This is a genomic window from Streptomyces sp. NPDC002092, assembly GCF_053593775.1.
The window spans coordinates 41,969-66,820 of the sequence record NZ_JBSFDG010000018.1 but is presented as its reverse complement, the minus strand read 5'-3'; the positions used below and the strand labels follow the sequence as shown (position 1 = coordinate 66,820).

Genomic DNA, 24,852 nt, shown 5'->3' with positions numbered 1-24,852 from the left:
CCCCGCGCCTCTTGACGGGTGACGCCTAGCTCACGACGTCCCGCGGGTGCCCTTCCGCCAGGAAGTCGGTGACGTTCTGCACGGCGGCCAGCGCGATGCGGATCAGGGTTTCGCGGGTCACTCCGCCGACGTGCGGTGAGAGCACCACGTTCGGTGACTTGAGGAGGCGCAGGGCCGGGGTGGGCGGTTCGGGGTTGAAGACGTCGATGCCCGCCCCGGCCACGGCGCCCTTCTCCAGCGCGTCCGCGAGGGCGTCCTGGTCGATGAGGGCGCCCCGCGCCGTGTTGATCACGAACGCCGTCGGTTTGAGAAGGGCCAGCCGTTCGGCGTCGAGCAGATGCCGGGTCTCGTCGGTGAGCGGCGCATGCAGGGAGACGTAGTCGGCCGTACGCAGGAGCTCGTCGAGCGGGACATGGCGCGCCCCGCCGAGCCGGGCCTCCGCCTCCTCGGGCAGCCTGCGGCGACCGGCGTAGACGATGCTCATGTCGAACGCGACCGCACGGCGGGCGACTTCCTGCCCGATGCCACCGAGACCGACGATGCCGAGCGTCTTGCCGCACAGTTCGGTCAGGGAGCGCTGCAGCCGGGGCAGCGCCCAGTCCGCCTCGACGAGCGCCGTGTGCGCGGGGACCAGCTGTTTGGCCAGCGCCAGCATGAGGGCGAAGGTCTGCTCGGCCACGTTCTGCGACTCGGCGCCGCTGGAGCCGATGTTGCACACGAGTACGTCCCGGGCGCGGGCCGCGTCCACGTCGACGTACTCGAAACCGTGGCTCGCGCACTGCACCAGCTTCAAGTCCGGTGCGGCGGCGAGGTGGTGGGCGGTGACGGGGGAGAGTGCCGTGATGATCACGTGTGCTGCGCGGAGGGCGGCCGGGTCCTCGTCGGCCGCCTCGACGACGGTGACGTTCGCCTCGCCGGGAAAGAGCGTGGCGAGCCCGGCTCCGGCGGCGCGGCCCCCGACGTGCGGGGCGATGACCGCGAGGATGTTCTTCGGGGGTGTCATGCGGATTCCTCGATGAGGTCGGCGGGGCCGATCGTGGCGGGCGTGGCGTGTCCGGACAGGGCGAGCGTGAGGTCGAACTCGGCGAGCAGGCAGCGGATCACATGCTCCACGCCCGACTGCCCGTCGAGACCGAGCCCGTACACGTACGGCCGCCCCAGGAGCACCGCCTGCGCGCCGAGCGCGAGTGCCTTGAAGACGTCGTCGCCGGTGCGCACGCCGCTGTCGAACAGGACCGTCAGCCGGTCGCCGACCGCCTCGGCCACCCGGGGCAGCGCATCGGCGGCCGCGACGGAGCCGGCCACCTGGCGGCCGCCGTGGTTGGAGACGACCACGCCGTCCATCCCGGCGTCGGCGGCCAGCAGTGCGTCGTCCGGGTGCAGGATGCCCTTGAGGACGATCGGGCCGTCCCAGTTCTCGCGCAGGAACGCGAGGTCCGGCCAGGTCTTGCCGGGGTCCGCGAACATGCCGACGAAGTGCAGCACGGCCGCGTTCGGGTCTTCGTGCACCGGCTTGGCGAGACCCGCCTGGAAGGCCGGGTCGGAGAAGTAGTTCGCGGTGCCGACGCCGTGCAGGAAGGGGAGGTACGCCTGGTCGAGGTCGCGGGGCCGCCAGGCCAGCAGCGGTGTGTCGAGGGTGACGAGCAGCGCCGTGAACCCGGCGGCCTTCGCCCGGTTCAGGAAACTCCGTGTCACCTCACGGTCCTTGGCCCAGTACAGCTGGAACCAGCGCTCCGCGTCGCCCATGGCCTCCGCGACCTGCTCCATCGGTGTGCTGGACGCCGAGGACAGGATGTACGGCACTCCCTGCGCGGCGGCGGCTCGGGCGGCCGCGCACTCGGCGTCCGGGTGCATGATCGACAGCACGCCGACCGGCGCCAGCGCCAGCGGGGCGGGCAGCGCGCGGCCCAGCACCTCGACGGAGAGATCCCGCTCGTGCACGTCCCGCAGCATCCGCGGCACGATCCGGCGCCGCCCGAGCGCCGCCCGGTTCGCTCGCGCCGTGCTGCCGTCGCCCGCACTGCCCGCGACATAGCCGACGGGTCCGGGACCGAGCCGCTGCTCGGTCAGCTCCTCCAGCCGGCTCAGATCGGTGGGCAGCCTCGGTACGGCGCCCGACATCCCGCCCAGATAGATCTCGTACTGGAAGTCCGCCCAGTGCTTGGCCATGGGTACGTCCCGCCCCTCGTCGCTGAGAACGCGTTGCACCCCGACGATACTGGTGAGTAAGTGCAGGTCCGTCCACAGGGGTGGAGCGCCGGTACGAAGTGCGTCACGCCCGCAGCGTGGCGGAAGGGTCCGGCGAAGCCCCCTCCTCGACTCCCGCTCCCGGCCCCGTGATCGGCGGCACCGCGACCTCGACGCCATGGGCCTCGACCTCGGTGCGGCGCGGTGGAGCGCGTTGTGGCGCGGCGGGGTGGACGGCCGGTCGTCGCCGCGGGGGTGTACGGCGGGCATGGCGGCCGTCCTCTCGGCGGTCTGCCGACCGTAATGCGGTGTGCAGGACCCGCACCAGAGGACGGTTCATCCATCCTTGGCACGGCGAGTGTACGAATCCTCCATCAGTCGTCGTCGGCCGGTGTGTCCGTCGAACGGTCCGTGGCGGCGTCCTGCGGTTCCGTGTCGGGGCCTTGCGCCCGCACCCGCTGGACGTGTTCCAGGGATGCACGCAGCTCGGCGAGCCAGTCGTCGGTGTGCTGCTGGACCAGACGCACACACCAGGCGAGGGCGTCGCTGCGGCTGCGGGCGACACCGCCGGCGATCAGGGTGTCGAGCACCTGGCGCTCCGGCTGGCGCAGCCGGGTCATCACGGGCGCGGCCACGTGTGTGAACAGGGCGCGCTCGCCACCGCACTCGACGCCCCAGGACACCTTCCGGCGGAAGCGGTGCTCGGCCTCGCGGGCCACCTCGATGCGCGTCTCCCGGGTGCGCTCCCGGAACTCCTGGATCCGGCCCTGGACGGCGGCCTCCCGTTCGGCGTCCGAAGCGCCCTCGGCGAGCCGGGGTGCGGGGATGCGGCCGATCACGGTGATCTCCTCGCGGTCGACCGTGAGTTCGGCCGGCTCCTCGAAGAGATCCTCGGGCAGCCGGCCGGCGAACCAGCCGCGCAGCTTCTCTCGTTGCTGTGTCGTAATCATGTAATGACGATTACTCGACGGGACCATGAACGCAAGGGGGTGCGGGAGAGTCTGCCGACAGCTCAACCGGAATGTTTCAGGCCTATTAACGAAGCGCTGGAAATCGGCCACTTGGCTACTTCGTGCGATCAAGAACCGCTCAGTTCCGGGGTTCATGCGGTCGAACTCTGTGACTTCGCGCCACTGATTCAACACGCAAGGTTACTGAAACGCATGGGGTCGAGGTGTTTTTCCGCGGCGGACTCGGCAGACTCGCGCTCGCCGGTCCGGCACCAACCACGAACGGGCCGACACACCCTCGAATCCTGCGGAAGGATGCACACAATGCGGAACACCGCGCGCTGGGCAGCCACCCTCGCCCTGACGGCCACCGCCGTCTGCGGACCCCTGACCGGGGCCGCGCTCGCCACCCCGGCCGCCGCTCCCGCCTCGCTCTACGCCCCCTCGGCCCTGGTGCTCACCGTCGGTCACGGCACGAGCGCGGCCGCCGCGACCCCGATGCGGGCCGTCACCCTGAGCTGCGCCCCGACGGCCTCCGGGACCCACCCGGCCCCGGCCCTCGCCTGTGCCGAACTGCGCGGGGTCGCCGGTGACATCGACGCCCTGAAAGCGCGAGAGGGCGTGATGTGCAACAAGCTGTACGACCCGGTCGTCGTCACGGTCGACGGCGTCTGGCAGGGCCAGCGCGTCTCCTACGAACGGACCTTCGGCAACGAGTGCGTGAAGAACTCCTACGGGACCAGCGTCTTCGCGTTCTGAGAGACCGGGATCGCCGAGTCCTCGTGCACACCTGAAGAGGCCCGCCGGTGGGGAGTGCGAGTCCCTTGTCGCGGGGTACCCGTCGGTCCCGCATCAGGGGTCGGCAGGGCGGAGTGGGGCCGCCCGCCGACTCCTGGCATCAGTTCCGCCCCTCCCCGGGGATCGCGGGGAGGGGCGGAAAACGTCTCAGCAGTCCCGCACCGCTCAGCAGCCGGCGGAGGCCGGGTGCGTCGGAGACGATGCGCAGCCGGCCGCCGCGCTCCCGGGCCCGCGACTCGGCCCGGCACAGCACCCGCAGGCCCGAGCAGTCGAAGAACTCGACCTGCCGCAGGTCGACCAGCACATCCGGCACCGGCCGCGCAGTTGCCGCGTCCAGGTGTTCCCGAAGGAACTCCGCGGTCGCCAGATCGATCTCACCCGCGACCACGACCACGGTGAACCGGCTGCCGACCCGAGTGCGGGCATGAGGGTTCGGCGCGGGCGGTTCGGAAGTGCGGTCGTCCGCATGCGGCGTCATGTCCGCTCCACCTGGGCAAAGGGCGCATTCGGTCTCGGTAGTTACCCCGACCGGCGGGGGAGCATCCCCGACACGCCGAGCGCAAGATTTGATTCACTCGACCTGGTGAATTGCGGTGGAGATTCTTGACAATTTGCGCACGCAACGATTGAAGGGGCTTGGTTCAGGGTGTCGGGGCCGCGATGCGCAGGGGCACCGGTTCAGGGGACGGGGGCGCCTCGTCAAGATTGTTGATCTTCGTCCACCAGGATGTGCCGTCCTCGATCTGGCGCAGCAGGACGCCTTCACGGATCGCCCAGGGGCAGATCGTGACCACTCTGAGGCCGGTCAGCTTCATCGAGGTGTGGGCGACCACCGCACCGGCCAGGCTCTGCTCGGCGCGCGGCGCGGAGATGCCGGGGAGCCGGGCGCGTTCGGCGGCCGGCAGTGCGGCCAGCCGGCCGACGGCGGCCCGTAGGTCCGAGCGCTTCAACTGCCGGTCCATGAACGGCCCGTGGCGCCCGGGCGGGGCTCCGCACAGCCGTCCCAGCTGCTGGAAGGTGCGCGAGGTGGCGACCGCCGTGCGCGGGCCCTCCCAGCGGATCCGCGCGGCGACGTCCCGCAGCTGGTGCCGGACCTTGCGGCGCAGCGCCCGCACCTGCTCGTGCGGCGGCGGATCCTGCCCCTGGAAGAACTCATGGGTGAGCCGTCCCGCGCCCAGCGGCAGCGAGGCCACGAAGTCGGGCAACCGGCCGCGCCCGAACGCCACTTCGAGGGAGCCGCCGCCGATGTCCAGCAGCGCGAGGGGCCCAGACCGCCAGCCCATCCAGCGCCGCGCCCCGAGGAAGGTCAGCTCGGCCTCGACCTCGCCGGGCAGCGTGCACAACCCGACCCCGGTCCGGGACCGGACGGTGCGCAGCACCTCCCGCCGGTTCGGAGCGGCACGCACCACGGCCGTCGCGAAGGCAAGCGGTGCGGTCGCACCCCACCGGGCCGCGGTCCGGCTCGCGTCGGCGACCGCCCCGGCGATCCGGTCGATGTCCTCCTCGGAAATGCTGCTCCCCGGCCTCACGTGTTCCGACAGCCGCAGACGCCACTTGGCGGTGTGGACCGGCAGCGGCACCCCGCCCTCGGCGTCCGCCACAACCAGTCTGACCGTGTTCGATCCCACATCCACCACGCTGATCCGCATGGGCCAGGGGGTACCCAATTCCGCGCAGGCCAACGCCCTTCAGTCACCGCGCCAGGGTGTCATCCGAGGCAACCAGCCCGGCACCGCGCGCCGGTAGCGGGTGTAGTCGGCGCCGAACCGGCGGGCCAGTGCGGGCTGCTCGTACCAGGTCGCGAATGCCCACATCGCCCCTCCCGCGAGGACGTCGTACCCGAACAGCACCGGCCGGGCGAGCAACAGGCCCTGACCGCCGATCGCCGCAATCACCGCGACGTGCATCGGATTGCGCACGTACCGGTACAGCCCGCCCACCACCAGGTGCTCGGTCGGCGCGACCGGCGCCGGTGTGCCCGACCCCTCGGTCAGGAAGCGCGCGAAGGCCGACAGCAGGACGAGCGCCCCCGCTGCCAGGGGGACCAGGCCGAGCACGCGCACCGGCGGCCACCAGTCGCCCGCCCGCCAGCCGGTCAGCCACCACGGCACCAGGACGACCACCGTGCCGGGTGCGAGGAAGAGGAAGAGCGTGGACCCGAGTGCCGCCGGCGTTCTACGCATACGGCCACCATGGCAGCGAAGAGGGGCCGCCGTCTCCCTGCGGACGGCGGCCCCTTGGACCTGTGCGGATCGAGCCGGTGCGGCTCAGCCCGTACCGATCACATGTGGACGACCGGTGCGGCGTTCGCGTCCTGATCCGGCACCCCGCGGCGGAAGAGTACGAAGGCGATCACGGCGCCGACGGCGAACAGGCCCGCCGACCACCAGAAGGCGGTGGTGTAGCTCTGGATCGTCGCCTGGGCCTGTACCAGCTTGCTGGTCGCGTCCTTGCCGGCCAGGTAGTCGGTCGCGGCGCTCGCGGCGAGGGTGTTCAGCAGGGCCGTACCGATCGAACCGCCCACCTGCTGCATGGCGTTGACCGTGGCGGAGGCGACGCCCGCGTCCTCGGCGGCCACCCCGCCGGTGGCCAGTTGCATCGCCGCCGGCATCACCAGGCCGAGGCCCGCGCCGGTCACGATCAGCTGCGGCAGCACCGCGCCGGCGTAGTTCGAGCCGACGCCGATCCCGGTCAGCCAGGCCATGCCGATCGCGGCGATCGCGAAGCCCAGCGGGACGACGACCTTCGGCCCGATCCGCGGCACCAGGGCCGTGGTGCCGAGCTGCGCCGCCACCATCAGCGCACCGACCATCGGCAGGAACGCCACGCCGGTCTTCGTCGGGCTGAAGCCGAGGTTGAGTTGCAGGTAGTAGGTGAGGAAGAGGAACACCCCGAACATGCCGCCGCCGGAGATCAGCACGGCGAGGAACGAGGCCGCCCGGTTGCGGTCCAGCAGGATGCGCAGCGGCAGCAGCGGGTGCGCGGCCTTGGTCTGCCACCAGGCGAAGGCCGCGAGCAGCAGACCGCCCGCAACCAGGAAGCCCCAGGTCAGGCCCGAACCCCAGTCGTGTGTCTCGGCGTTGGAGAAGCCGTAGACGAGGGAGAACAGACCGGCGGCGACCAGCAGCGTGCCCGGCACGTCCAGCTTGGAGTTCTCCGCGTCGCGGTGGTTGGTCAGCAGCAGCCAGCCGCCCACGAAGGCGACGACGGCGATCGCGACGTTCACGTACAGCGTCCAGCGCCAGTCGAACGCGTCGGTCACGACACCGCCGAGCAGCAGGCCCACCGCGCCGCCGGCACCGGCGATGGCGCCGTAGACACTGAACGCCCTGGCGCGTTCCCGGGCGTCGGTGAAGGTCGTGTTGAGGAGGGAGAGCGCGGCCGGCGCGAGCAGTGCGCCGAAGGCTCCCTGCAGGGCACGCGCGGTGACCAGCATGCCGAAGCCGTTCGCGGCACCGCCGAGCGCGGAGACGCCGGCGAAGCCGACCACGCCTATGAGGAAGGCGGTCTTGCGGCCGAAGAGGTCGGCGATACGGCCGCCGAGCAGCAGCAGGGAGGCGAACGACAGCGCGTACGCGGTGACGATCCACTGCCGGTTGCCGTCGGAGAAGCCGAGGTCGGCCTGGGCCGAGGGGAGCGCGATGTTCACGATGGTGGCGTCAAGGACCACCATCAGCTGCGCGACGGCGACGACCGCGAGGATCCACCAGCGCTTGGACGAGGCGGCGGGCTCGGCCTCGGCCGCCCGTCTGGGGGTGCTGTCGGTCAGGGTGTTCTGAGACATGGGAGAACCACTCCAGGGAAGTCGTTCCGGAGACATTGAACGAAACGGTTTCGTACACCAGCAGATTAGACCCTCCATAAGCGAAACGGCAACGTTTCGCTAGGTGTGGCCTCCGTCTCATGCGGGCTGTCGTCGCGCTGCCCCTGGAGCGGTCGCGGCCCGTGGGCGGGATCGTGGAGGCGTGTCCACGCCCTCGCCCCCGCCCCAAAGGACTGATCCACCATGGCCGCTGAACTCACCGGCACGTATCTGACGCTGGACGACGGCCGCCCGGCGGTCCGCTTCAGCCGTACCTACGGCCATCCCATCGAGCGCGTCTGGCAGTTCGTGACCGACGCCGAGGAACTCGCCCACTGGTTCCCCTCGCGCGCCGAGATCGACCCCCGGCCCGGCGGCACGATCAACTTCAGCGGCGATCCGAACATGCCCGAGTCCACGGGCCGGGTGCTCGCCCTCGACGAGCCGCGTCGCCTGGCCTTCGAGTGGGGCGGCGACGAGCTGCACTTCGACCTGGAGGCGCTGGACGTCGAGCGCACCTGCTTCACCCTCACCAACGTCCTCAAGACCGCCGACACCGCCGCCCGCAACGCCGCAGGCTGGGAGATGTGCCTGGCCGCCCTCGACGCGAGGGCGGAGGGGGAGCGGTTCGAGGGGCCGCACGCCGGAGCGAACGCCCGCTGGAAGGACTTCTACGAGGGCTACATCGAGGCCGGTGTGCCCTCCGGGGCGCCGGTGCCCGGCCTCGAGTGACCTCTCACGCCATCTGCCGTCGCACCAGCTCGTGCAGCCGCCCGCCCGTGTCGGCGAGCAGCTGCGCGGGCGGGCCCTGCTGGGCGACCTTGCCGTCCTCCATCACGATCACGCGGTCCGCGTCCAGGACCGTGGACAGACGGTGGGCGATGACGACGCGGGTGGCGTTGAGCGCCTTGGTCGACTCGATCACCGTGCGCTGCGTCTCGTTGTCGAGGGCGCTGGTCGCCTCGTCGAAGAAGAGGATCCGCGGCCGGCGGATCAGCGCCTGAGCGATCATGAGGCGTTGGCGCTGGCCGCCCGAGACGGCGCCGCTGCCCTGGACGATCGTGTGAAGTCCCATCGGCATCCGCTTGATGTCCTCGGCGAGCCCCGCCATCTCGGCAGCCGCCATCGCCTCCTCCGGCGTGTACGGCTCGGTGCCGCAGATGACGTCCAGGATGGAACCGGTGAACGGCTGCGCGTGCTGCAGCACCACACCGCACTGTCGGCGCACGGCCGACTGGTCGAGCGCGCCGAGGTCCTGGCCGTCGTACAGGACACTGCCGGAGACCGGCTTGTCGAAGCCGATCAGCAGCCTGAGCAGCGTCGACTTGCCGCAGCCGCTGGGGCCGACGATCGCCACGAACTCACCCGGTCGTATCTCGAACGACACGTCGTCCAGGACCAGCGGACCGTCGTCCGTGTAGCGGAAGGACAGCCGCCGCGCCTCGATCGCGCCGGACAGCGGGCCCGGCCGGGTGCTCGCCGTGCGCACCTCCGGCGTCGCCTCCAGCACCGGCTTGATCTCCTCGAACAGCGGCAGCGCGGCCACGGTCGAGACGAACGCACTGGTCAGCTGGGTGACAGAGGTCAGCACCATGGTCACCGAGGTGTTGAAGGTCAAGAACGCGGCCGCCGACATCACCCCGCGGGCCGGGCCTGCCAGCAGCATGAACATCAGCAGGGTGCACAGCGGCAGATAGACCGCGCCCATCACCGTGGTGAGGTTCTTGATGCGGCCGACCTTCTGCTGCAGTTCACGGCTGTGCGCGAACTCCGAGGCCCAGGCCGCGTAGGCGTAGTTCTCGGCCGCCGCCACCCGCAGCTTCGGCAGCCCGCGCAGGGTCTGGAAGGCCTGGTTGTTCAGCTTGTTGCTGAGCACGACCAGCTTGCGCTGCCAGCGCACCTGCCACAGGCCGAGCCCGAGGAAGACGCCCGCGATGACGACGAGCATGCCGATCGCCGCCAGCGCCATGGACGGGCTGTACCAGAACAGCAGCCCCAGGTTCATCGCGCCGACGGTCACCGACTGGGCGATGACGGGCCCGAGCCCGGCCATCATGCGGCGGATCGAGCTGATGCCCATGGCGGCGCTCGCCAGCTCGCCGGTCGAGCGCTCGGTGAAGAACTTCGTCGGGAGCCTGAGCAGCCGGTCCCAGACGGCCGGCTGGAGCGTGGCCTCGATGCGGCCCTCCAGCCGGAGGATGGTGAGGTTCTCCAGCAGCATGAAGGCCGCCGCCACGATGCTGGTGAGCATCACAGCCAGACAGACCTGCGCGATCAGGCCCGTCTGCGCCTTCGGGACGAACTCGCCCAGCACTTTGCCGGTCGCGATGGGCACCAATGCGCCGATCACCACCGTCACCAGACCGCTCAGCAGCAGATTGGTCAGGTCGCCGCCGGTGCCGCGCATGCTGAACCGCAGCAGCCGCAGGGGGCTCAGGGTCCGTTCGGGCAGCGGGCGGTAGAACATCACCGCACGCGGCTCGAACTCCTCCGCGTTGTCCTTCTCGATCGGCGTCTCACGCCCGGTCGCCGGATGTACGGCGACATAGCCGCCGCGCCGCCACAGCAGGGCGACCGGCGCACCCGACAGGGCCCGGTGGCCCACCAGCGGGCCGATGTTGTCCCGCCACCAGCGTCCGTCCAGGCGTACCGCCCGGGTGCGCACGCGGGAGGCGATCGCCACCAGCTCCACCGGGTCGAGACGCTCACTCTCGGTGCCGCTCTGCGCGGGTTCGGCAAGCGTGATCCCGGCGGCCTCGGCGACCAGCTTGCAAGCCGCGTACGAGGCGTCCGCGTCGGCGGCCGTGGTGCGCTTGCCGGACGACTTGCCGATGGAGGCCAGCAGGGTGCGGTCGGCCTGGGCGCGGACCGCCTCACCGGCCTTGATGCCGGCGGCCGTCCGGGTCTCGTGGGTGCGCTCCAGCTGCTCGATCCACCGGTCCAGCGTGGTGAGCAGGCGGTACTGCTGGTCGACCATGGACTGCCACACCGCAGGGTCCATCAGCAGGTCGGCGGCGGCCTCGGCGCCGTACAGGGAGCCGTACTGGACGCTGCCCGGCGGCACCTGCATCCAGAACACGTCGTCGTCCGTCACCTCGGCGGCCGACCCCTCGGTCGCCATCGGCGCCTGGAAGAGGACGGACAGGCTGCGGCCGACGCCGAGGGCGAGGGCGTACTCGAGGGGGCTGGTCGTCGGCGGGACGTACTGGGCGTTGCCGTACTCGTCGTAGGACCAGGTCTGGGTGTCGGCCGTCTGGTACAGCTCACGCAGGCCGATGCGATGGACGACGCAGTCCCTCAACGGGCGTGCGACAAGGGTGTGTTGGGGGCCCGGGACCGGGCCAAGGATCAGCGAGCCCGCCTCCAGGCGGCCCAGGTGGTGCCAGTGGCCCTGCTGCACGGCGTCCACCGCGAACAGGTCCAGGCTGCCGGCCGCGACCAGCCACAGCACCTGCGGGCCCTCCAGGTCGAGCCGGGTCAGGCCCGAGCAGTCGACGTAGCTGCCCATGGAGCCGAGGGCGCCGAGAACCAGGTCGCCTTCGTGTGCGGTCGTCATCTCATCGCTCCCTGACCAGCGCCGCGTACGCGCCGCCGCGCGTCACCAGGTCCTCGTGCCGCCCGCGTTCCACGATCGTGCCGTGCTGCAGTACGACGATCTCGTCGCTGTCGCGCACGGTGCTGAGCCGGTGGGCGATCACCACGCAGGCACAGCCGCGCTTGCGCAGGTTGTCCATCACGACCTGCTCGGTCTCCGCGTCCAGCGCGCTGGTGACCTCGTCGAGGACCAGGATGCTGGGGCGGCGCACCAGCGCCCGGGCGATCTCCAGGCGCTGGCGCTGCCCGCCGGAGAAGTTGCGGCCGTCCTGCTCGACCTTGCTGTGGATGCCGCCGGGGCGGCGCGTCACGACGTCGTAGAGCGCGGCGTCGCGCAGCGCGTCGACGACCGCGTCGTCCGGGATCGACGGGTCCCACAGGGCCACGTTGTCGCGCACCGACCCCTCGAACAGGAAGACCTCCTGGTCGACGAAGGAGACCGAGGCGGCGAGCGCGCCGCGCGGGATGTCGTCCAGGCGCTGTCCGTCGATGCGGATCACGCCCTCCCAGGGGGTGTACAGGCCCGAGATCAGCCGGGAGACCGTGGACTTGCCGCTTCCCGAACCGCCGACCAGGGCGACCTGCTGGCCGGGGCCGACCGTCAGGTCGAAGCCGGTGAGCAGCGGCTTGTCGAGCGGGTTGTAGCCGAAGGTGATGTTCTGCAGCTCGACGTGGCCGTGCAGACGGCGCGTGGAGTCGCCGGCGCCGGGGCGGCCGTAGAGCGGGTCGGCCTGGAAGTTCTCGACGTCCTTCAGCCGGGCCACGTCTGCGGCGAAGTCCTGGATGCGGCCCGCGACGCCGTTCAGCCGGGTGATCGGCGCGGTGAAGCGGGTGACCAGGGCCTGGAAGGCGACCAGCAGACCGACCGAGATACCGCCCTCGACCGCGCGCATGCCGCCGATCCACAGGATCAGCGCGCTGTTCAGCGAGGCCAGCGTCGGTGCGACCACGCCGAGCCAGGCGCTCGGCACACCGAGCCGTTGCTGCTCCTCCAGGGTGGTGGCGTGCTGCCCGGCCCACTTGCGGAAGTAGCCGTCCTCACCGCCGGTCGCCTTCATCGTCTCGATCAGCTGCAGCCCGGTGTAGGCAGTGTTGGTGAGCCGGGCGCTGTCGGCCCGCAGCTTCGCCGTCCGGGTGGCGCGCAGCCGGATCACGACCCGCATGGCGACGATGTTCAGCAGGGCCACGCCGATGCCGAGGAAGGTCAGCTGTGGGTCGTACGTGTAGAGCAGGACGGCGTAGAGCACCACGACCACCGCGTCCACGCCCGCCGCCGCGAGGTCGCGGGCCAGGGTCTCGGCCACCTGGTCGTTGGACTGCAGCCGCTGCACCAGGTCGGCCGGGCTGCGCTGGGCGAAGAACGTCACCGGCAGCCGCAGCAGATGCCGCAGGAAACGGGCGCTGGAGAGAGTTGAGGAGATGATGCGGCCGCGCAGCAGATTCGCCTGCTGCAGCCATGTCAGCACCACCGTGAGCAGCACGGACGCGCCCATCGACGCGAACAGCACCCCCAGCAGCGAGGTGTTCCCACCGATCAGGAACTCGTCGATGTAGGTCCGGCTGAGCGCGGGCACCGCGGCGCCGACCGCGACCAGCAGCAGGCTCGCCAGCACCGCGGCGGGCATGGTGCCCGCGGTGCCGCGCAGCCGGGCCGGCATCGCGCCCACGATCCCGGGCTTGCGGCCGCCCTTGCTGAAGCCGTCACCGGGCTCCATGACCAGGACGACCCCGGTGAAACTGCCGTCGAAGTCCTCCATCGGCACGAAACGGCGGCCCTTGCCCGGGTCGTTGATGTAGACGCCGCGGCGGCCGAAGCGGCGCCCCATGCCGTCGTAGACGACGTAGTGGTTGAACTCCCAGAACAGGACCGCCGGCGTCTTGACCTCGGCGAGGGCGGCCGTGTCCATCTGCATGCCCTTGGCCGTCAGGCCGTAGCTGCGGGCCGCCTTCAGCAGGTTGCTGGCGCGGGAGCCGTCGCGGGAGACACCGCAGGCGATGCGCAGCTCCTCCAGCGGGACGTGCTTGCCGTAGTGGCCGAGCACCATCGCGAGCGAGGCGGCGCCGCACTCCACGGCCTCCATCTGCAGCACCGTCGGCGTGCGGACGGTCTTCGCCCTGCCCTTGGGGACGGGGCGCTTGGGCGGAGCGGCACGGCGCCTGCTCCGCGTCTCCTGTGCGGTGCTCACGGCAGCAGCCAATCGATGGGACGCTGATCGGCCAGCCGGATCGAACCCGAGGCCAGGGTCATGGAGGTGAGGTCGAACGGCGGCCCGTCCTTCGACGACCACTGGTAGCCGCTCTTGGTGCTCGACGACTTGTCGAGCCCGACCAGTACGGCCACCGGGCGGCCCTTCTTGGTGAACTGCTCGCCCAACTGGCTGTCCCCGAGGAACGCGGCGATCTCCTGGGCCGACTGCGCCGAGCGGTCCACCGACTTCACATGACCGCGCAGCACGCCGTACGTCTGGGTCGGCACCGAGGAGACGGTCAGGTCCACGGCGGCGTCCTCGGGGATGGACGCCGCGTTCTCGGCGGGCACGTACACCGTGGCGTACAGCGGATCGCCGGCGTGTGCGACCTTCTCCACGGCGGCGACGTTCGCGCCGGTCTGGATGATCTGCCCGATGGTCGCGGCGAGCCCGGTGATCCGGCCCGCGGCGACGGTGCGGACGACGCTGTCGCCCTGGGCCGTGCGGACCTTCAGGACCGGGGAGCCGGCCGGCAGCCGCTCGCCCTGCTTGGCGAGTACCGCCGTGACCTGGCCCGCGACGGGGCTCTGCAGGATGTAGCTGCCCTCACCGTGCGTGAGGATGGCGGGCGCACCCACCGTGGACGTGACCGTGCCGGTCACCGCCCAGACGGAGGCGGCCGCCATCGCGACCACCGTCACCGACAGGACGAGCCAGCCCTGCGGGCGGGCGAAACGCACCGGAAGATCGAGCTCCTCCGGCGACTGGAGCTTGGCGAGGGCCTGCTGGCGGAACTGCACGGAACTTTCCCTCACCTGAAAACGAGAGAGGACCGGCTCGCGCGAGCCGGCTGGTTCAAGAACCTGTGTGAGGCTCTTACGGCAACCGAAGGCCCCGGAGTCGCGATACGACTCCGGGACTCGACGATCACAAAAGGCGCGATCAGAGACCGGCGACCAGGTTGGTGACCGGAGCCGTGTTCAGGCCGGTCACACCCTCGACGGTGCCGACGACCGTGTCGACCGTGCCGGAAACGGGAGCAATGCCGTCCAGCGCACCGGTGACGGAGTTGACAGCGTTGATCGACAGGCCGCCGGAAACAGCGTCGAGCTCGGCGTCCGAGATCTCAACGGTCTCAACACGGGGGGTGGAGTTCATGATGGAACTTCCCTTCGTATGGATATTTCACAAGGGGGGAGCGGCCCCCCTCTGGGGGACAGAGCGACGGCCGCGACCGCAGGCGCCGGGCTTCCGTTTCCGGTGACCCTTCGCGGCCCCTGCGGTGCGATGGATCAAAGCACGCTGCAGGCGCGGGCTTCCAATCAACCCATGGCCTCACCAGGCAACTTGAGCCCCAGTGGCATCCATCCGTGCAGGCTTGCGCACGGCTCGATGGCGAGTTCTTCACATGCGTCACGGCATCGGTTCATCCGCGGCCTTGCCCGCTCCGCGACGAATCCGACACTCCCGTCCCAATGGCGTGACGAAGGCCGCCGCCGTGTGCAGATCCCCTGCACCCGGTGACCCGGATGGGAATTGGATGTGCAGATTCCCTGAAGTTGTGATTCAGATCGCATTTCTGAACGGAACGTCGTCGATCGACTGCGGACCGTGTCGGCCCTCAATCGCGCCGAGAAATGCTCAGCCCAGAAGTGCGTAGACCGTGCTCGCACGTGCCGCCAGTTCACCGGAAGCCTCGGCGGTCATCGTGATGTCCGCGAATGCCATACGGCGGCCCAGTTTGGTGAGCACCGCTTCGATCAGGACATCCGAACCGGTCACCGCGCGCTGGAACGACGTCGACTGCTGGACCGTCGTCATCGGTCCGTAGGCCCCGCGGGCGGCCGACACGGCGATCACGGTGGCCGTGTCGGCGGCGGCCATCAGCGCCTGCCCCGACAGCCCGCCACCCTCCCGGGCCAGCCGGTCCGACCAGGGAAGTCGCAGCGTGGCCCGGTCGTCGGCGAGGGCCTCGACCGTCAGGCCCAGCTCCAGGACCCAAGGGGCGAAGTTGGCGGAGAGGATCTTGTCGGCTTCGGCGGTGGTCATCGTCATATGGGCGATTGTTCCCCGCGTCGGTTCGTCGGACGCGGGTCTTGGCCGATTCGGCGTTGCGCAAAGCGAGTTGGCAAACGGAATTGAACGCACCGTGCGACCCGTGCGTACCAACAGCCATCCAGGCGCCCGAACAGAACAGCTGCCGTACGGCGGCACAGACTCCGGTCCCCCAGGAGGTCGAGAAGTTTGAGTCACAAGCGAATTCCGAAGCGCAAGGCCGCGATCGCGGCAGGCAGCGTCGCGGCGCTCGGCGCAGCCGCCATCCTGCTGCCGCACGCCAACGCGTCGCAGGACGGGGCGTCGACCACTGCCGCTCCCAAGACCCTGAAGGCGACGGACGCCTCGAATCTCGCCTCGCAGCTCCAGAACCTGCTCGGTGACGCCTTCGCCGGTTCGTACTACGACTCGGGCACGCAGCAGCTGACCGTCAACGTCATATCCGGCGACAAGAACAACGTGGTCGTCCAGGCGGAGAAGGCGGGCGCGAAGGTCCGCGAGGTCAAGAACAGCCTCGCCGCGCTGAAGGCGGGCGCACGGACCCTGAAGGCCAAGGCGACCATCCCGGGCACTGCCTGGGCGATGGACCCGAAGACCAACAAGCTGGCTGTCACGGCGGACTCCACGGTCACCGGCGCCAAGTGGGACAGACTGACGTCGACGGTCAAGAGCCTCGGCGCCGACATGGCCACCGTGAAGAAGTCCTCCGGCACCTTCAAGACGAAGGTGTCGGGCGGTGACGCCATCTTCGCCCAGACCGCCCAGGGCGGCGTCCGCTGCTCTCTCGGCTTCAACGTCAAGGCCAGCGACGGCAGTCCTGCCTTCCTGACCGCCGGTCACTGCGGGGTCGCGGCCAAGCAGTGGTCCGACTCCCAGAACGGCCAGCCGATCGCCACCGTCGATCAGGCCAAGTTCCCGGGCAACGACTTCTCCCTGGTCAAGTACGACGACGCCGCCACCCAGGCGCCCAGCGAGGTCAACGCGGGCAACGGCCAGACCGTCCAGATCACCAAGGCCGCGGACGCCACCGTGGGCGAGACGGTCTTCCGGATGGGCAGCACGACCGGTCTGCACAACGGCCAGGTCACCGGGCTCGACGCCACGGTGAACTTCGCGAGCGAGACCGTCCCGGGCGGCACCGACACCGTCAACGGCCTCATCCAGACCAACGTCTGCGCCGAGGCCGGCGACAGCGGCGGCTCCCTGTTCACGCAGGACGGCAGCGCGGTCGGTCTGACCTCCGGCGGCAGCGGCGACTGCACCGCCGGCGGCGAGACGTTCTTCCAGCCGGTGACCGCGGCCCTGCAGGCCACGGGCGCGACGCTGGGCGACGGTGGCGCAGGCGCGGGTGCCGGTGCGGGCGCGGGTGACCAGGCCGGCACCGCCGACCCGTCCGCCTCGGCCTCGGCCGGCGACCAGGCGGGCGGCGGCGACGCGGTCGGCGGCGGCGACCAGGTGGGCACTGCCGATCCGTCCGCGACGGCAAGTGACGGGGCCGGGGCCGGTGTGGGTGACCAGTCCGGGAACGGTGTCGGCGATCAGTCCGGTGCCGGTGCAGGTGACCAGTCCGGCACCGGTGCGGGCGACCAGAGCGGCGTCGGCAACGGTTCGTCGTCCCTCACCGGGACCCAGTGATCGAGTCCCGCTCGCTGACCGAGCGCACTCATCGAGCGCGGACCCCCTGATGGAGACCCACTGATCGGCCTCCGGTGCGGTTCCGGTCGACGGTGGACGGTCCGGCCCTCCGGCGGGAGGGCCGGACCGCGTCGTGTCCGCGCCCGTTCGGACGTCGTCAACGGGCCCGCAGCAGCAACAGCGCCACGTCGTCGAGCCGTTCGCGTGCGGCCGTGCTGTGCCGTACGAGATGGTCGGCGAGCTCGTCCAGGGGCAACTCGCCCGCCTCGGTGAGCCGTTCACCGAGGCCTGCAAGGGCGTCCTCGATGTCGACACCGGGCGATTCGATCAACCCGTCCGTATAGAGGGCGAGTACGGAGCCGGGGGCGAGGTCGACCTCCGTCGTCGGGTAGCCGGCGGAGCCGTCGATGCCGAGCAGCGGTCCACCGGCGAGGTCGAGCACCCGCACCCGGCCGTCGGGGCGGCGCAGCAGCGGCGGCGGGTGACCCGCCCGGGCCATCACGGCCCGCCCGCGCGCGGGATCGAGCCGTAGATACAGACAGCTGGCGAACAGATCCGCGCCGAGATCGATCAGCAGCCGGTTGGTGCTGCCCATGACCTCCTCGGGGGCCTGCCCCACGGTCGTGTAGGCGCGCACAGCGGTGCGGATCTGCCCCATCAGCCCGGCCGCGGTCACGTTGTGGCCCTGCACGTCCCCGATCACCGCCGCCGCCCCGCCCCGCGTCGGCACCAGGTCGTAGAAGTCGCCGCCGATCTCCATGCCGTGCGTGGCGGGCAGATAGCGCGAGGCCGAGTCGATGCCGGCCAGCGGTGGCAGCGAGTGCGGCAGCAGGGCCGCCTGCAGGCCGTGGGCCAGCTGGTGCTTGGCGTCGTAGAGCAGGGCCCGCTCCAGGGCCTGCGCGATCAGGCCGCCGAGGCTCGTCAGCACCGCCCGCTCGTCCGCAGGGAACGGATGCGGTTCCGCGTAGGCGAGCACACAGGTGCCCACCGGGCGCCCCGAGGCGATCAACGGCAGATAGGCCCAGGCCGCGAAGCCGTCCGGGGTGGCGTGCCGCGAGGGATACAGGCGCTCCAGCTCCTCCCGGGAGTCGAAGAACGCCGGCACCCCGGTGTTCAGCGCGTGCGTGCCCGGCGTGGGCTCGGCCAGCGGCAGCCCGTCGAACCGCTCCACGAGCTGCGCGTCCGGATATCCGCGGTGCCCCAGCACATGCAGCCGCCCCGCCCGGGAACCGAGGACCACCAGCGCCTGGCTGCCCACGGCCGGCGCGATCTCGTCCGCGACCAGCTGCACCACGTCCTGCACCCCCACCGCCTCGGTCAGCGCACCGGCCAGCGTCAGCACCTGGGAGATGGTGACCAGCCGGGAAGGGGCGTCCCCGGGCTGCGGCCCCGCCCGGTTCATCTCCGCCACCGCCCGCGCCCGGGTGACACGGACACTGAGCCCGGTCGTACTGGGATACATCCGGAAGGACATCCAGTCCCCGGGCGGGCGCAGCGCCACGAACGAGGTGGTCTGCTGGCTCATCAGCGCGGCCCGGTAGCGGTCCTCGTACACGGGGTCGTTGAGCCAGGGCACCGACGCCCACAGCTGCGTGCCCAGCAGTCTGCTGACCGGGAGACCGATCAGTTCGGCCGCCGCCGCGTTGGCGAAGGCGACCCGGCCGTGCAGATCCAGCGAGCACAGCCCGTACGGCAGCCGTGCCACCATCCGCGCCGCCTCCACCGTGCCGAGGGTGCCGGACAGGCCGCCCACCGGCGGTCCACCGAGCAGATCGGGCTCCGGCAGCAGTTGCCGGCTCTCCTCCAGGGCACGCTCCAGCCGCTTCGCGAGCCGGTCGCAGGCCGCGGTCAGATGGTCCCGCTCCCGGTCGGACAGGTCGGGCGGATGAGAGCCGGGCCAGGTCACGAAGACCGCGCCGTACGCCGTCGAACCGGTCGCCACCGGCACCGCGGCCAGCGCGAAGGGATAGGGCAGCACCACGGCGATGCGCGGATAGCGGGCCGCCATCTCCTCCTCGCCGCCCACCCACACCAGCCGCCGCTCGCGCACCGCGTCCGCGACCGGGATCGGCGCGCTCAGCCCCACCCGCTCCCAGGGCGCGGCGAAGGCCCGGGGCAGGCCCGCCATCACGGCCATCTCCAGCACGGGTTCGGCGGGCGACAGCAGATACACCGCGCCGGAGTGGGCGTTGACCTCGTCCATCATCGACGCCAGCGCCAGGGAAAGCAGCGGCCGGCCCACCCGCGTCCTCGTGGTCGCCGGCGCCTGTGCGGACGTCTGCCCGTCGGACACGCCGACCACCTCCTCGCACGGCCGGGCGACGGGTCCCAGGGATCAATCTGCCCCCTGGCGGCCGGTCGCGCACGGCGAGCGGTGGCCGGGACGGCGCCGCCCGGCTCGAGTACGGGCACACGACGGCCCGCGGCCCGGTGAAGAAGCCCCGCGTACCCCCTTGCCGCCGGTGCATGCCCCCTCAGTTGATGCGCGGCACGGCGTGCGGGCGCCGCGCGTGCGCCCCCGCGCACCCTGTTGGCCGGTTCTTCGCGCCCATGAACGGTCGCGGACGCCAACAATGGGCACGCGTTCAACACCAATGCGACCGCAGGCGGAATGACGGAATGCTGAGGGGCGGGCAGTGATCCGGGTACTTCTGGTACATGACGAGTGTCTGGTCCGATCGGTGCTGGCGGACTGGCTGCGCCGGGAACCCGACCTTGGAGTGGAGGACACGCCGTGGCGCAGCGCACCCGGCCGGGTGAGATCCCTGCGGCCCGAAGTCTGTGCGGCGGACCTGGAGTGCGCGGACGCGTACGGCATCCCGCCGCTCGGCGAGTTACGCTCGCGGGGCCCGAACGGGGCTCCGCCGAGACTTCTCGTGCTTGCCAGTGCGAACAGGCCTGGCCTGCTGAAACGGGCGATCGAGGCGGGGGCGCTCGGCTACGTCGACAAGGAGGCGTCCCCGGAACACCTCGTGCACGGGATCCGGCGGGTCGCTCAGGGGGAACGTTTCATCAGCGACTCCTTGGGCTTCGGGTTCCTCAAGGCCGCCGAGATGCCGCTCACCCGGCGGGAGCTGAGTGTGTTATCCCTGGCCGCCGAGGGTGCGTCCGTCGCGGAGATCGCCGGGAGCCTCCACCTGTCCCACGGGACGGTGCGCAACTACATGGCGGCCATCACCCGCAAGACGGGGGCCCGCAACCGGATCGACGCGATCCGTATCTCTCAGGGGGAGGGCTGGCTGTGACGGCACGGGCGTCCAGCTGCCGACGAGCTCCCGGTACAGCGGCGAGGTCTCCAGCAGCTCGTGGTGGGTTCCGCACGCGGTGCCCCGCCCGTCCATGACCAGCACACGATCCGCCCGCCGCGCCGAGCTGATGCGGTGGGCGACCACGACCAGGGTGCCGCCCGGCCGCTGCGCGAACGCACGCTCGGCGCGCTCCTCCGCCTGCGGATCCAGATGACAGGTCGCCTCGTCGAGCAGGGCGAGCGGGGCGTCCGAGAGATAGGCGCGGGCCAGTGCGATCAGCTGCCGTTCGCCTGCGGAGAGCGCCGCGGGGTCGATCCGGGCACCGGGCCCGCCGAGCGCGTCGACCAGCGGACCGAGCCCGACGGCGTCGGCCGCCGCGAGCAGCTCCGCCTCGGGCACGGGGCCCTCCCGGAAGTGGGCGAGATTGTCGGCGACGGTCCCGGTGAACACGTACGCCTCCTGCGGAATGAGCACCCGCCGTCGAGCGGCAGCCGCCGACGGCACCGGCTCCCCACCCACCCGGATCGTCCCGCGACGCGGCTCCAACACTCCCGCGACGAGAGCGGTGAGCGTGGACTTCCCGATCCCGCTCGGGCCGACGACGGCCAGGTGGGAGCCGGCAGGAAGGACGAGGTCCAGGTCTTCGATGACGGGGGTGGCGGCGGGGCCGTAGGCGAAGGTGACGGAGGCGAGGGAGAGGGCGGGGGCGTTGGTGGGCGCCGGGCGTCGCGGGGCCGGTGCGGGGAGTTTGCTCCGGCGGACCGGTACGGCCGGGGGGCGGTGCGGGTGGTCGCCGGGGGTGGCCGCGGTGGCGGCTGTGTCGTCGGGAGGCGATGGGTGCGGGGCAGGGGTGGGTGGCCCGTCTTGGCTGTCGGGTGCTGCGCCGGGGGACGCGTGAGCGGGAGTCGTTCGGTGGGGGTCAGGGGCTTGCCTGTCGGCCGGGGCTGGGATCGGCGGTTCGCTTTGCCGGTCGGGCACGGCAACCGTGTGGGGAGCCGGGCCGCCGGTGGGTTGGTCGGTGGGTGTCGGCCGGGTCAGAGCCCGTACGGGGTGGCCGTCGGGGCTGTCTTTTGCGGTTCGCACCTGGGGCGGACGGTCGGTGCCGGCCCTGTGGGGCGGAGCCAGACGCCGCAGCACCACCGTCAGGCGGGAGCCGCTCGTGCCCAGGCCGTGGACGAGGTCGCCGAGGGCCGGGAGGAGGGACTGGGTGATGTAGGCGAGGGCGCCGACCAGGGCGCCCGTCGTGACACCCCGGGACAGGAGCCAGGGGGCGGCGGCGAGCAGCAGCACGATCGGGAGCTGGCCGCCGACGGCGAGCGACGCGATGCGCAGGACGCCCCAGCGGGCGAGGGAGCGGGCGGCCCGCAGTTCGGCGTCGACGAGTTCCCCCGTGTCGGCGGCGATCCGCTCCTCGGCGCCGGTGGCCGTGATGTCCCGCAGCCCCGGGCAGACGGCACCCAGGCGGTCGGCCAGGGCCTCGTCGGCGACGAGGAACGCCTCCTGCCGGCGGGCCAACGGCCGCAGCGACGCCGCGAAGAGGGCCACTCCGGCCACCAGCGGCGGCCCCACCACCAGCAGGAGCAGCGGAGCGAGCGAGAACAGGCCGACGAACGCCCCCACCGCGGTGAACACGAACGAGCGCGACACCATCACGAGCCCGGCGAAGGTGTCCCGCGCGATCTCCACCTGCTGCGTCAGCCCCGACAGTGCCCCGCCGTCGGCCTCCCGCACCCCGCGCCCGACGACCCCCTCGACGAGCCGGTCCCGCAGGGGTTCGACCAGGGCGGCGACGGCCGTGTAGACCCGTCCGGTCCCGTACGCCCCCACCACGACACCGAGCCCGGCCACCCCGAGCCAGGCCAGCCCGACCTCGGCCCGCCCGGCCAGGAACCCCGCGTCGAGTGCCCGCGCCGGGGCGTACCCGGTGACAAAGGTCTGTCCCGTCTCCAGCACGGACCACCCGCCGAGCCGCACCACGACCCGCCACCGGTCCCGCAGGAAACGAAGCCCCCGCACAAGGATCCCCCCGCCGTGCTCGGCGCCGCCCCGGCCGTTCATGCGGGCGCCCCGTCTCCGCCCACCATCCGGAACCGGACGCCCTGCCACCGCCCGATGCACGCCCTCGCCGCCAGGCCGCCGCCCGACAGCGAACGAGGACCGCACCACCCGCCCCCCTCCTGCCAGAGACACACCTCGTCACCGAGCCCTGCCGAGCAGCCGGCGGTCCGCCGGGGCTGCTCCGCTCGCGCGTCGCTCCGCCGAATGTGCCGGGGGCCGTGTCGTTTGATCCCGCCCTGCCTGGGACACCCCTCCTCACCGAGCCCTGCCGCGCAGTCGGCGTTCCGCGGAAGCCCCTCCACTCGCGCGTCGCCCCGCCGAAACCCCCGACCACGCCAGCGGCCCCCGCCGTTCACGCTTGCCCCCCGTCTCCGAACACCGCCCGATAACCGGCCGTCCGCCACAACTCCGCATGTGTGCCCACCGCCCGCACCCGCCCTCCGTCCAGCCACGCCACCGCATCCGCACGGGCCGCCGTGGCCGCTCGGTGGGCGATGAGGAGTCGGGTGCCGGCGGCGCCCCGGGTCAGGGACTCGGCGATCTGTGCCTCCGTCACCGTGTCGAGGCTGGAGAGGGCGTCGTCGAGGATGAGCAGGCGGCCGTCGTGGGCGAAGGCCCGGGCCAGGCCGAGGCGTTGGGACTCCCCGCCGGAACGGGGTGCGTCGGCGCACGCGGTGGCGTAGCCCTTCGGCAGGCGGTGTACGAAGTCGTCGGCACGTGCCAGGCGAGTCGCCTCGCGGATGCGGGCGGGCGAGGGGGGCTGCAGGCCGAGCGTGAGCGCGTCCTCGATGGTGGTGCCCAGGAGGGCGGGGCGTTCGAAGGCGTAACCGACCGAGCCGCGAAGGTCTTTGTGGGTCAGCTCGCGCAGGGGGACGCCGTCGAGCAGGATCTCTCCCGCGTCCGGCTCGGCCAGCCGGCCGGCGAGTGCGGCGAGCAGCGACTTGCCCGTGCCGGAACGGCCGACCAGGGCGAGTGTCGTGCCGCCGGGGACGACGAGGTCGACGCCGTCGAGAACGGTACGGTCGCCGCGCCGCGCCGTCACGCCACGCAGCTCCAAGCGGCCGGAACCGGGCGGCAGTTGGCGGTGGCCGTATGTCATGGTCGGTTCGGTCAGTACCTCGTTGAGGCGCCCGGCGGCCGCCTTGGCCCGGGCCAGGCTCGCGAACTGGCCGACCAGCACGCCGACGCCGGTCGCCAGGACCGCGTACCGGGAGGCCGCGAGCGCCTCGCCGACCGACAGCCGGTGCCGGGTGAGGAGCAGTCCGGCCACGGCGACGACGCCCAGCTGCAGCAGCGGCGCCACGGCGCTCGCCTGCGCCGCGGCCCGCCCCTGCACCCGCCACATGCGGTGGCCCGCGCGTGACAGTTCGGGCAGGGGTCGTAGGATTCGCGCCGCCTCCTTGTCCGCCGTACCCGCCGCCTCGATGGTGCGGTGGCCGGCCACCGCCTCCGCCAGCGCGCCCGCGATCCGCCCCTGCACCTGCTGGTAGTCCGCCACGCAGCGGGTCGTGTCACGGGAGAAGGCGCGCAGCAGGAGCGTCAGGAGTGGCCCTCCGGCCAGGAACACGGCCGCCAGCCACGGGTCGATCAGGCCGAGCGCCACCATGCCCCCGACGGGGCCGGCCAGCGCGGCGAGCAGTGCGGCGCGGGCGGCCGGAGCGGTCCCCGCCTGGGCCGCGTTGCCGACGAGGCGGGCGACCAGGTCGCCGGGTCCGAAGCGGGCGGCGGCACGCGGGCCGACGGCCAGCACATGTCCCGTCAGCCGTCGCCGCAGCCAGGCCGTCGTCCGGGCGTCGACGGTGCCGCTCAGCACGGTCTCGCCGGCGTCGAGCAGGGCCAGCAGCAGCACGATCCCCGCGCAGTACAGCACCCAGCGGGTCGCCGGGGAGTGGGCGAGGAGGAGGTCGAGAGTGCGGCCGAGCGCGGCCGGCAGCAGGAGTCCGGCACCGGTGGACGCCGTGCTCATCAGGCAGAGGGCGATGCAGCGTGCGCCGCTGTGCCGGGTGGCGGAGTTCAGCAACGCGGCGGGAGGTGCGGCGTCGGCACGAGTCGTCATACGGCTGCGGCCTCGCATCCGGGGTCGGGGGAGCGCAGGACCCCGGGCGGCCCCTCCCTCGCGGGAGCGGACCGCCCGGAGCCGTGGATCACGGTGCCGTCAGAGACAGAGCAGAACGCTCGCCGCGCTGATGCAGGAGAGCAGGCTCGCGGTGCTGGCGCCGCCGCCACCGCCGGTGTGCTCGTCGGATTCCATCGTCTGCAGGTCGAGCAGTGCCATTTCGTGTCCTTCCATCTGTGTGTTCACCCGTGGGGACGGGGTTGGGTCACGACTCCGTCAG

At 71.8% G+C, this 24,852-nt stretch carries 19 protein-coding genes and 1 pseudogene; 4 read left to right on the top strand and 16 right to left on the bottom strand.

Going from position 1 to position 24,852, the window contains the following annotated elements; all coding sequences use genetic code 11:
* Positions 1–25 precede the first annotated feature (25 nt).
* The 3 genes from ACWCRD_RS34840 to ACWCRD_RS34830 all read right to left on the bottom strand — a co-directional run bounded on the left by ACWCRD_RS34840 (position 26) and on the right by ACWCRD_RS34830 (position 3,137).
* Positions 26–1,003 carry a 2-hydroxyacid dehydrogenase gene (locus ACWCRD_RS34840; RefSeq protein WP_450969723.1) on the bottom strand — a complete coding sequence of 326 codons (978 nt, stop codon included), beginning with the start codon at positions 1,001–1,003 and terminating at the stop codon, positions 26–28.
* Positions 1,000–2,169 (bottom strand): lactate 2-monooxygenase, encoded by a 1,170-nt coding sequence (locus tag ACWCRD_RS34835; protein ID WP_450969824.1) that lies wholly within the window; start codon positions 2,167–2,169, stop codon positions 1,000–1,002. Before ACWCRD_RS34835 ends, ACWCRD_RS34840 begins: the two co-directional genes overlap by 4 nt.
* Before the next feature lie 392 nt (positions 2,170–2,561).
* Positions 2,562–3,137 carry a hypothetical protein gene (locus ACWCRD_RS34830; protein ID WP_450969722.1) on the bottom strand — a complete coding sequence of 192 codons (576 nt, stop codon included), beginning with the start codon at positions 3,135–3,137 and terminating at the stop codon, positions 2,562–2,564.
* A gap of 324 nt (positions 3,138–3,461) precedes the next feature.
* Here ACWCRD_RS34830 and ACWCRD_RS34825 point away from each other — a divergent pair, with 324 nt between their 5' ends.
* Positions 3,462–3,896, top strand: coding sequence for a protease inhibitor (locus tag ACWCRD_RS34825; protein WP_450969721.1), 435 nt, complete (start codon positions 3,462–3,464; stop codon positions 3,894–3,896).
* Positions 3,897–4,035: 139 nt separating this feature from the next.
* Here ACWCRD_RS34825 and ACWCRD_RS34820 read toward each other — a convergent pair whose 3' ends face one another.
* From ACWCRD_RS34820 to ACWCRD_RS34805, 4 genes are all read right to left on the bottom strand, one after another.
* Positions 4,036–4,413: an STAS domain-containing protein gene (locus ACWCRD_RS34820; RefSeq protein ID WP_450969720.1), complete on the bottom strand. Its 378-nt coding sequence runs from the start codon at positions 4,411–4,413 to the stop codon at positions 4,036–4,038.
* A 163-nt stretch (positions 4,414–4,576) separates the two neighbouring features.
* Positions 4,577–5,584 (bottom strand): Ppx/GppA phosphatase family protein, encoded by a 1,008-nt coding sequence (locus tag ACWCRD_RS34815; RefSeq protein ID WP_450969719.1) that lies wholly within the window; start codon positions 5,582–5,584, stop codon positions 4,577–4,579.
* Positions 5,585–5,623: 39 nt separating this feature from the next.
* Positions 5,624–6,118 carry a methyltransferase family protein gene (locus ACWCRD_RS34810; protein ID WP_450969718.1) on the bottom strand — a complete coding sequence of 165 codons (495 nt, stop codon included), beginning with the start codon at positions 6,116–6,118 and terminating at the stop codon, positions 5,624–5,626.
* A 98-nt stretch (positions 6,119–6,216) separates the two neighbouring features.
* A complete protein-coding gene (locus ACWCRD_RS34805; RefSeq protein WP_450969717.1) occupies positions 6,217–7,719 on the bottom strand; it encodes an MFS transporter in 1,503 nt (500 codons plus the stop codon).
* Positions 7,720–7,941: 222 nt separating this feature from the next.
* Here ACWCRD_RS34805 and ACWCRD_RS34800 point away from each other — a divergent pair, with 222 nt between their 5' ends.
* Positions 7,942–8,469, top strand: coding sequence for an SRPBCC family protein (locus tag ACWCRD_RS34800; RefSeq protein ID WP_450969716.1), 528 nt, complete (start codon positions 7,942–7,944; stop codon positions 8,467–8,469).
* A gap of 4 nt (positions 8,470–8,473) precedes the next feature.
* Here the strand turns inward: ACWCRD_RS34800 and ACWCRD_RS34795 are convergent, their stop codons facing one another.
* From ACWCRD_RS34795 to ACWCRD_RS34775, 5 genes are all read right to left on the bottom strand, one after another.
* Positions 8,474–11,293, bottom strand: coding sequence for an NHLP bacteriocin export ABC transporter permease/ATPase subunit (locus tag ACWCRD_RS34795; protein WP_450969715.1), 2,820 nt, complete (start codon positions 11,291–11,293; stop codon positions 8,474–8,476).
* 1 nt (position 11,294) lies between these two features.
* The gene (locus tag ACWCRD_RS34790; RefSeq protein WP_450969714.1) at positions 11,295–13,517 is read right to left on the bottom strand and encodes an NHLP family bacteriocin export ABC transporter peptidase/permease/ATPase subunit; all 2,223 of its coding nucleotides are present in this window, start codon (positions 13,515–13,517) and stop codon (positions 11,295–11,297) included.
* Positions 13,514–14,320 carry an HlyD family efflux transporter periplasmic adaptor subunit gene (locus ACWCRD_RS34785; RefSeq protein WP_450969713.1) on the bottom strand — a complete coding sequence of 269 codons (807 nt, stop codon included), beginning with the start codon at positions 14,318–14,320 and terminating at the stop codon, positions 13,514–13,516. Before ACWCRD_RS34785 ends, ACWCRD_RS34790 begins: the two co-directional genes overlap by 4 nt.
* A gap of 142 nt (positions 14,321–14,462) precedes the next feature.
* Positions 14,463–14,678, bottom strand: coding sequence for a type A2 lantipeptide (locus ACWCRD_RS34780; protein ID WP_123969611.1), 216 nt, complete (start codon positions 14,676–14,678; stop codon positions 14,463–14,465).
* A gap of 483 nt (positions 14,679–15,161) precedes the next feature.
* Positions 15,162–15,575, bottom strand: coding sequence for a PaaI family thioesterase (locus ACWCRD_RS34775; protein ID WP_365838826.1), 414 nt, complete (start codon positions 15,573–15,575; stop codon positions 15,162–15,164).
* A gap of 189 nt (positions 15,576–15,764) precedes the next feature.
* Here ACWCRD_RS34775 and ACWCRD_RS34770 point away from each other — a divergent pair, with 189 nt between their 5' ends.
* A complete protein-coding gene (locus tag ACWCRD_RS34770) occupies positions 15,765–17,210 on the top strand; it encodes a S1 family peptidase (RefSeq protein WP_450969712.1) in 1,446 nt (481 codons plus the stop codon).
* A gap of 157 nt (positions 17,211–17,367) precedes the next feature.
* Here ACWCRD_RS34770 and ACWCRD_RS34765 read toward each other — a convergent pair whose 3' ends face one another.
* Complete coding sequence (locus tag ACWCRD_RS34765) at positions 17,368–19,512, bottom strand: PP2C family protein-serine/threonine phosphatase (protein WP_450969711.1); 2,145 nt, start codon at positions 19,510–19,512, stop codon at positions 17,368–17,370.
* A gap of 334 nt (positions 19,513–19,846) precedes the next feature.
* Here ACWCRD_RS34765 and ACWCRD_RS34760 point away from each other — a divergent pair, with 334 nt between their 5' ends.
* The gene (locus tag ACWCRD_RS34760; RefSeq protein ID WP_450969710.1) at positions 19,847–20,455 is read left to right on the top strand and encodes a LuxR C-terminal-related transcriptional regulator; all 609 of its coding nucleotides are present in this window, start codon (positions 19,847–19,849) and stop codon (positions 20,453–20,455) included.
* 231 nt (positions 20,456–20,686) lie between these two features.
* Here ACWCRD_RS34760 and ACWCRD_RS34755 read toward each other — a convergent pair.
* From ACWCRD_RS34755 to ACWCRD_RS34745, 3 genes and pseudogenes are all read right to left on the bottom strand, one after another.
* Positions 20,687–22,108: pseudogene (locus tag ACWCRD_RS34755) on the bottom strand (ATP-binding cassette domain-containing protein); the annotation flags it as partial.
* Between the two features lie 760 nt (positions 22,109–22,868).
* Positions 22,869–24,572 (bottom strand): ABC transporter ATP-binding protein, encoded by a 1,704-nt coding sequence (locus ACWCRD_RS34750; RefSeq protein ID WP_450969709.1) that lies wholly within the window; start codon positions 24,570–24,572, stop codon positions 22,869–22,871.
* A 99-nt stretch (positions 24,573–24,671) separates the two neighbouring features.
* Positions 24,672–24,791, bottom strand: a complete 120-nt coding sequence (locus ACWCRD_RS34745) for a SapB/AmfS family lanthipeptide (RefSeq protein ID WP_232648652.1) — start codon at positions 24,789–24,791, stop codon at positions 24,672–24,674.
* Positions 24,792–24,852: the final 61 nt, after the last annotated feature.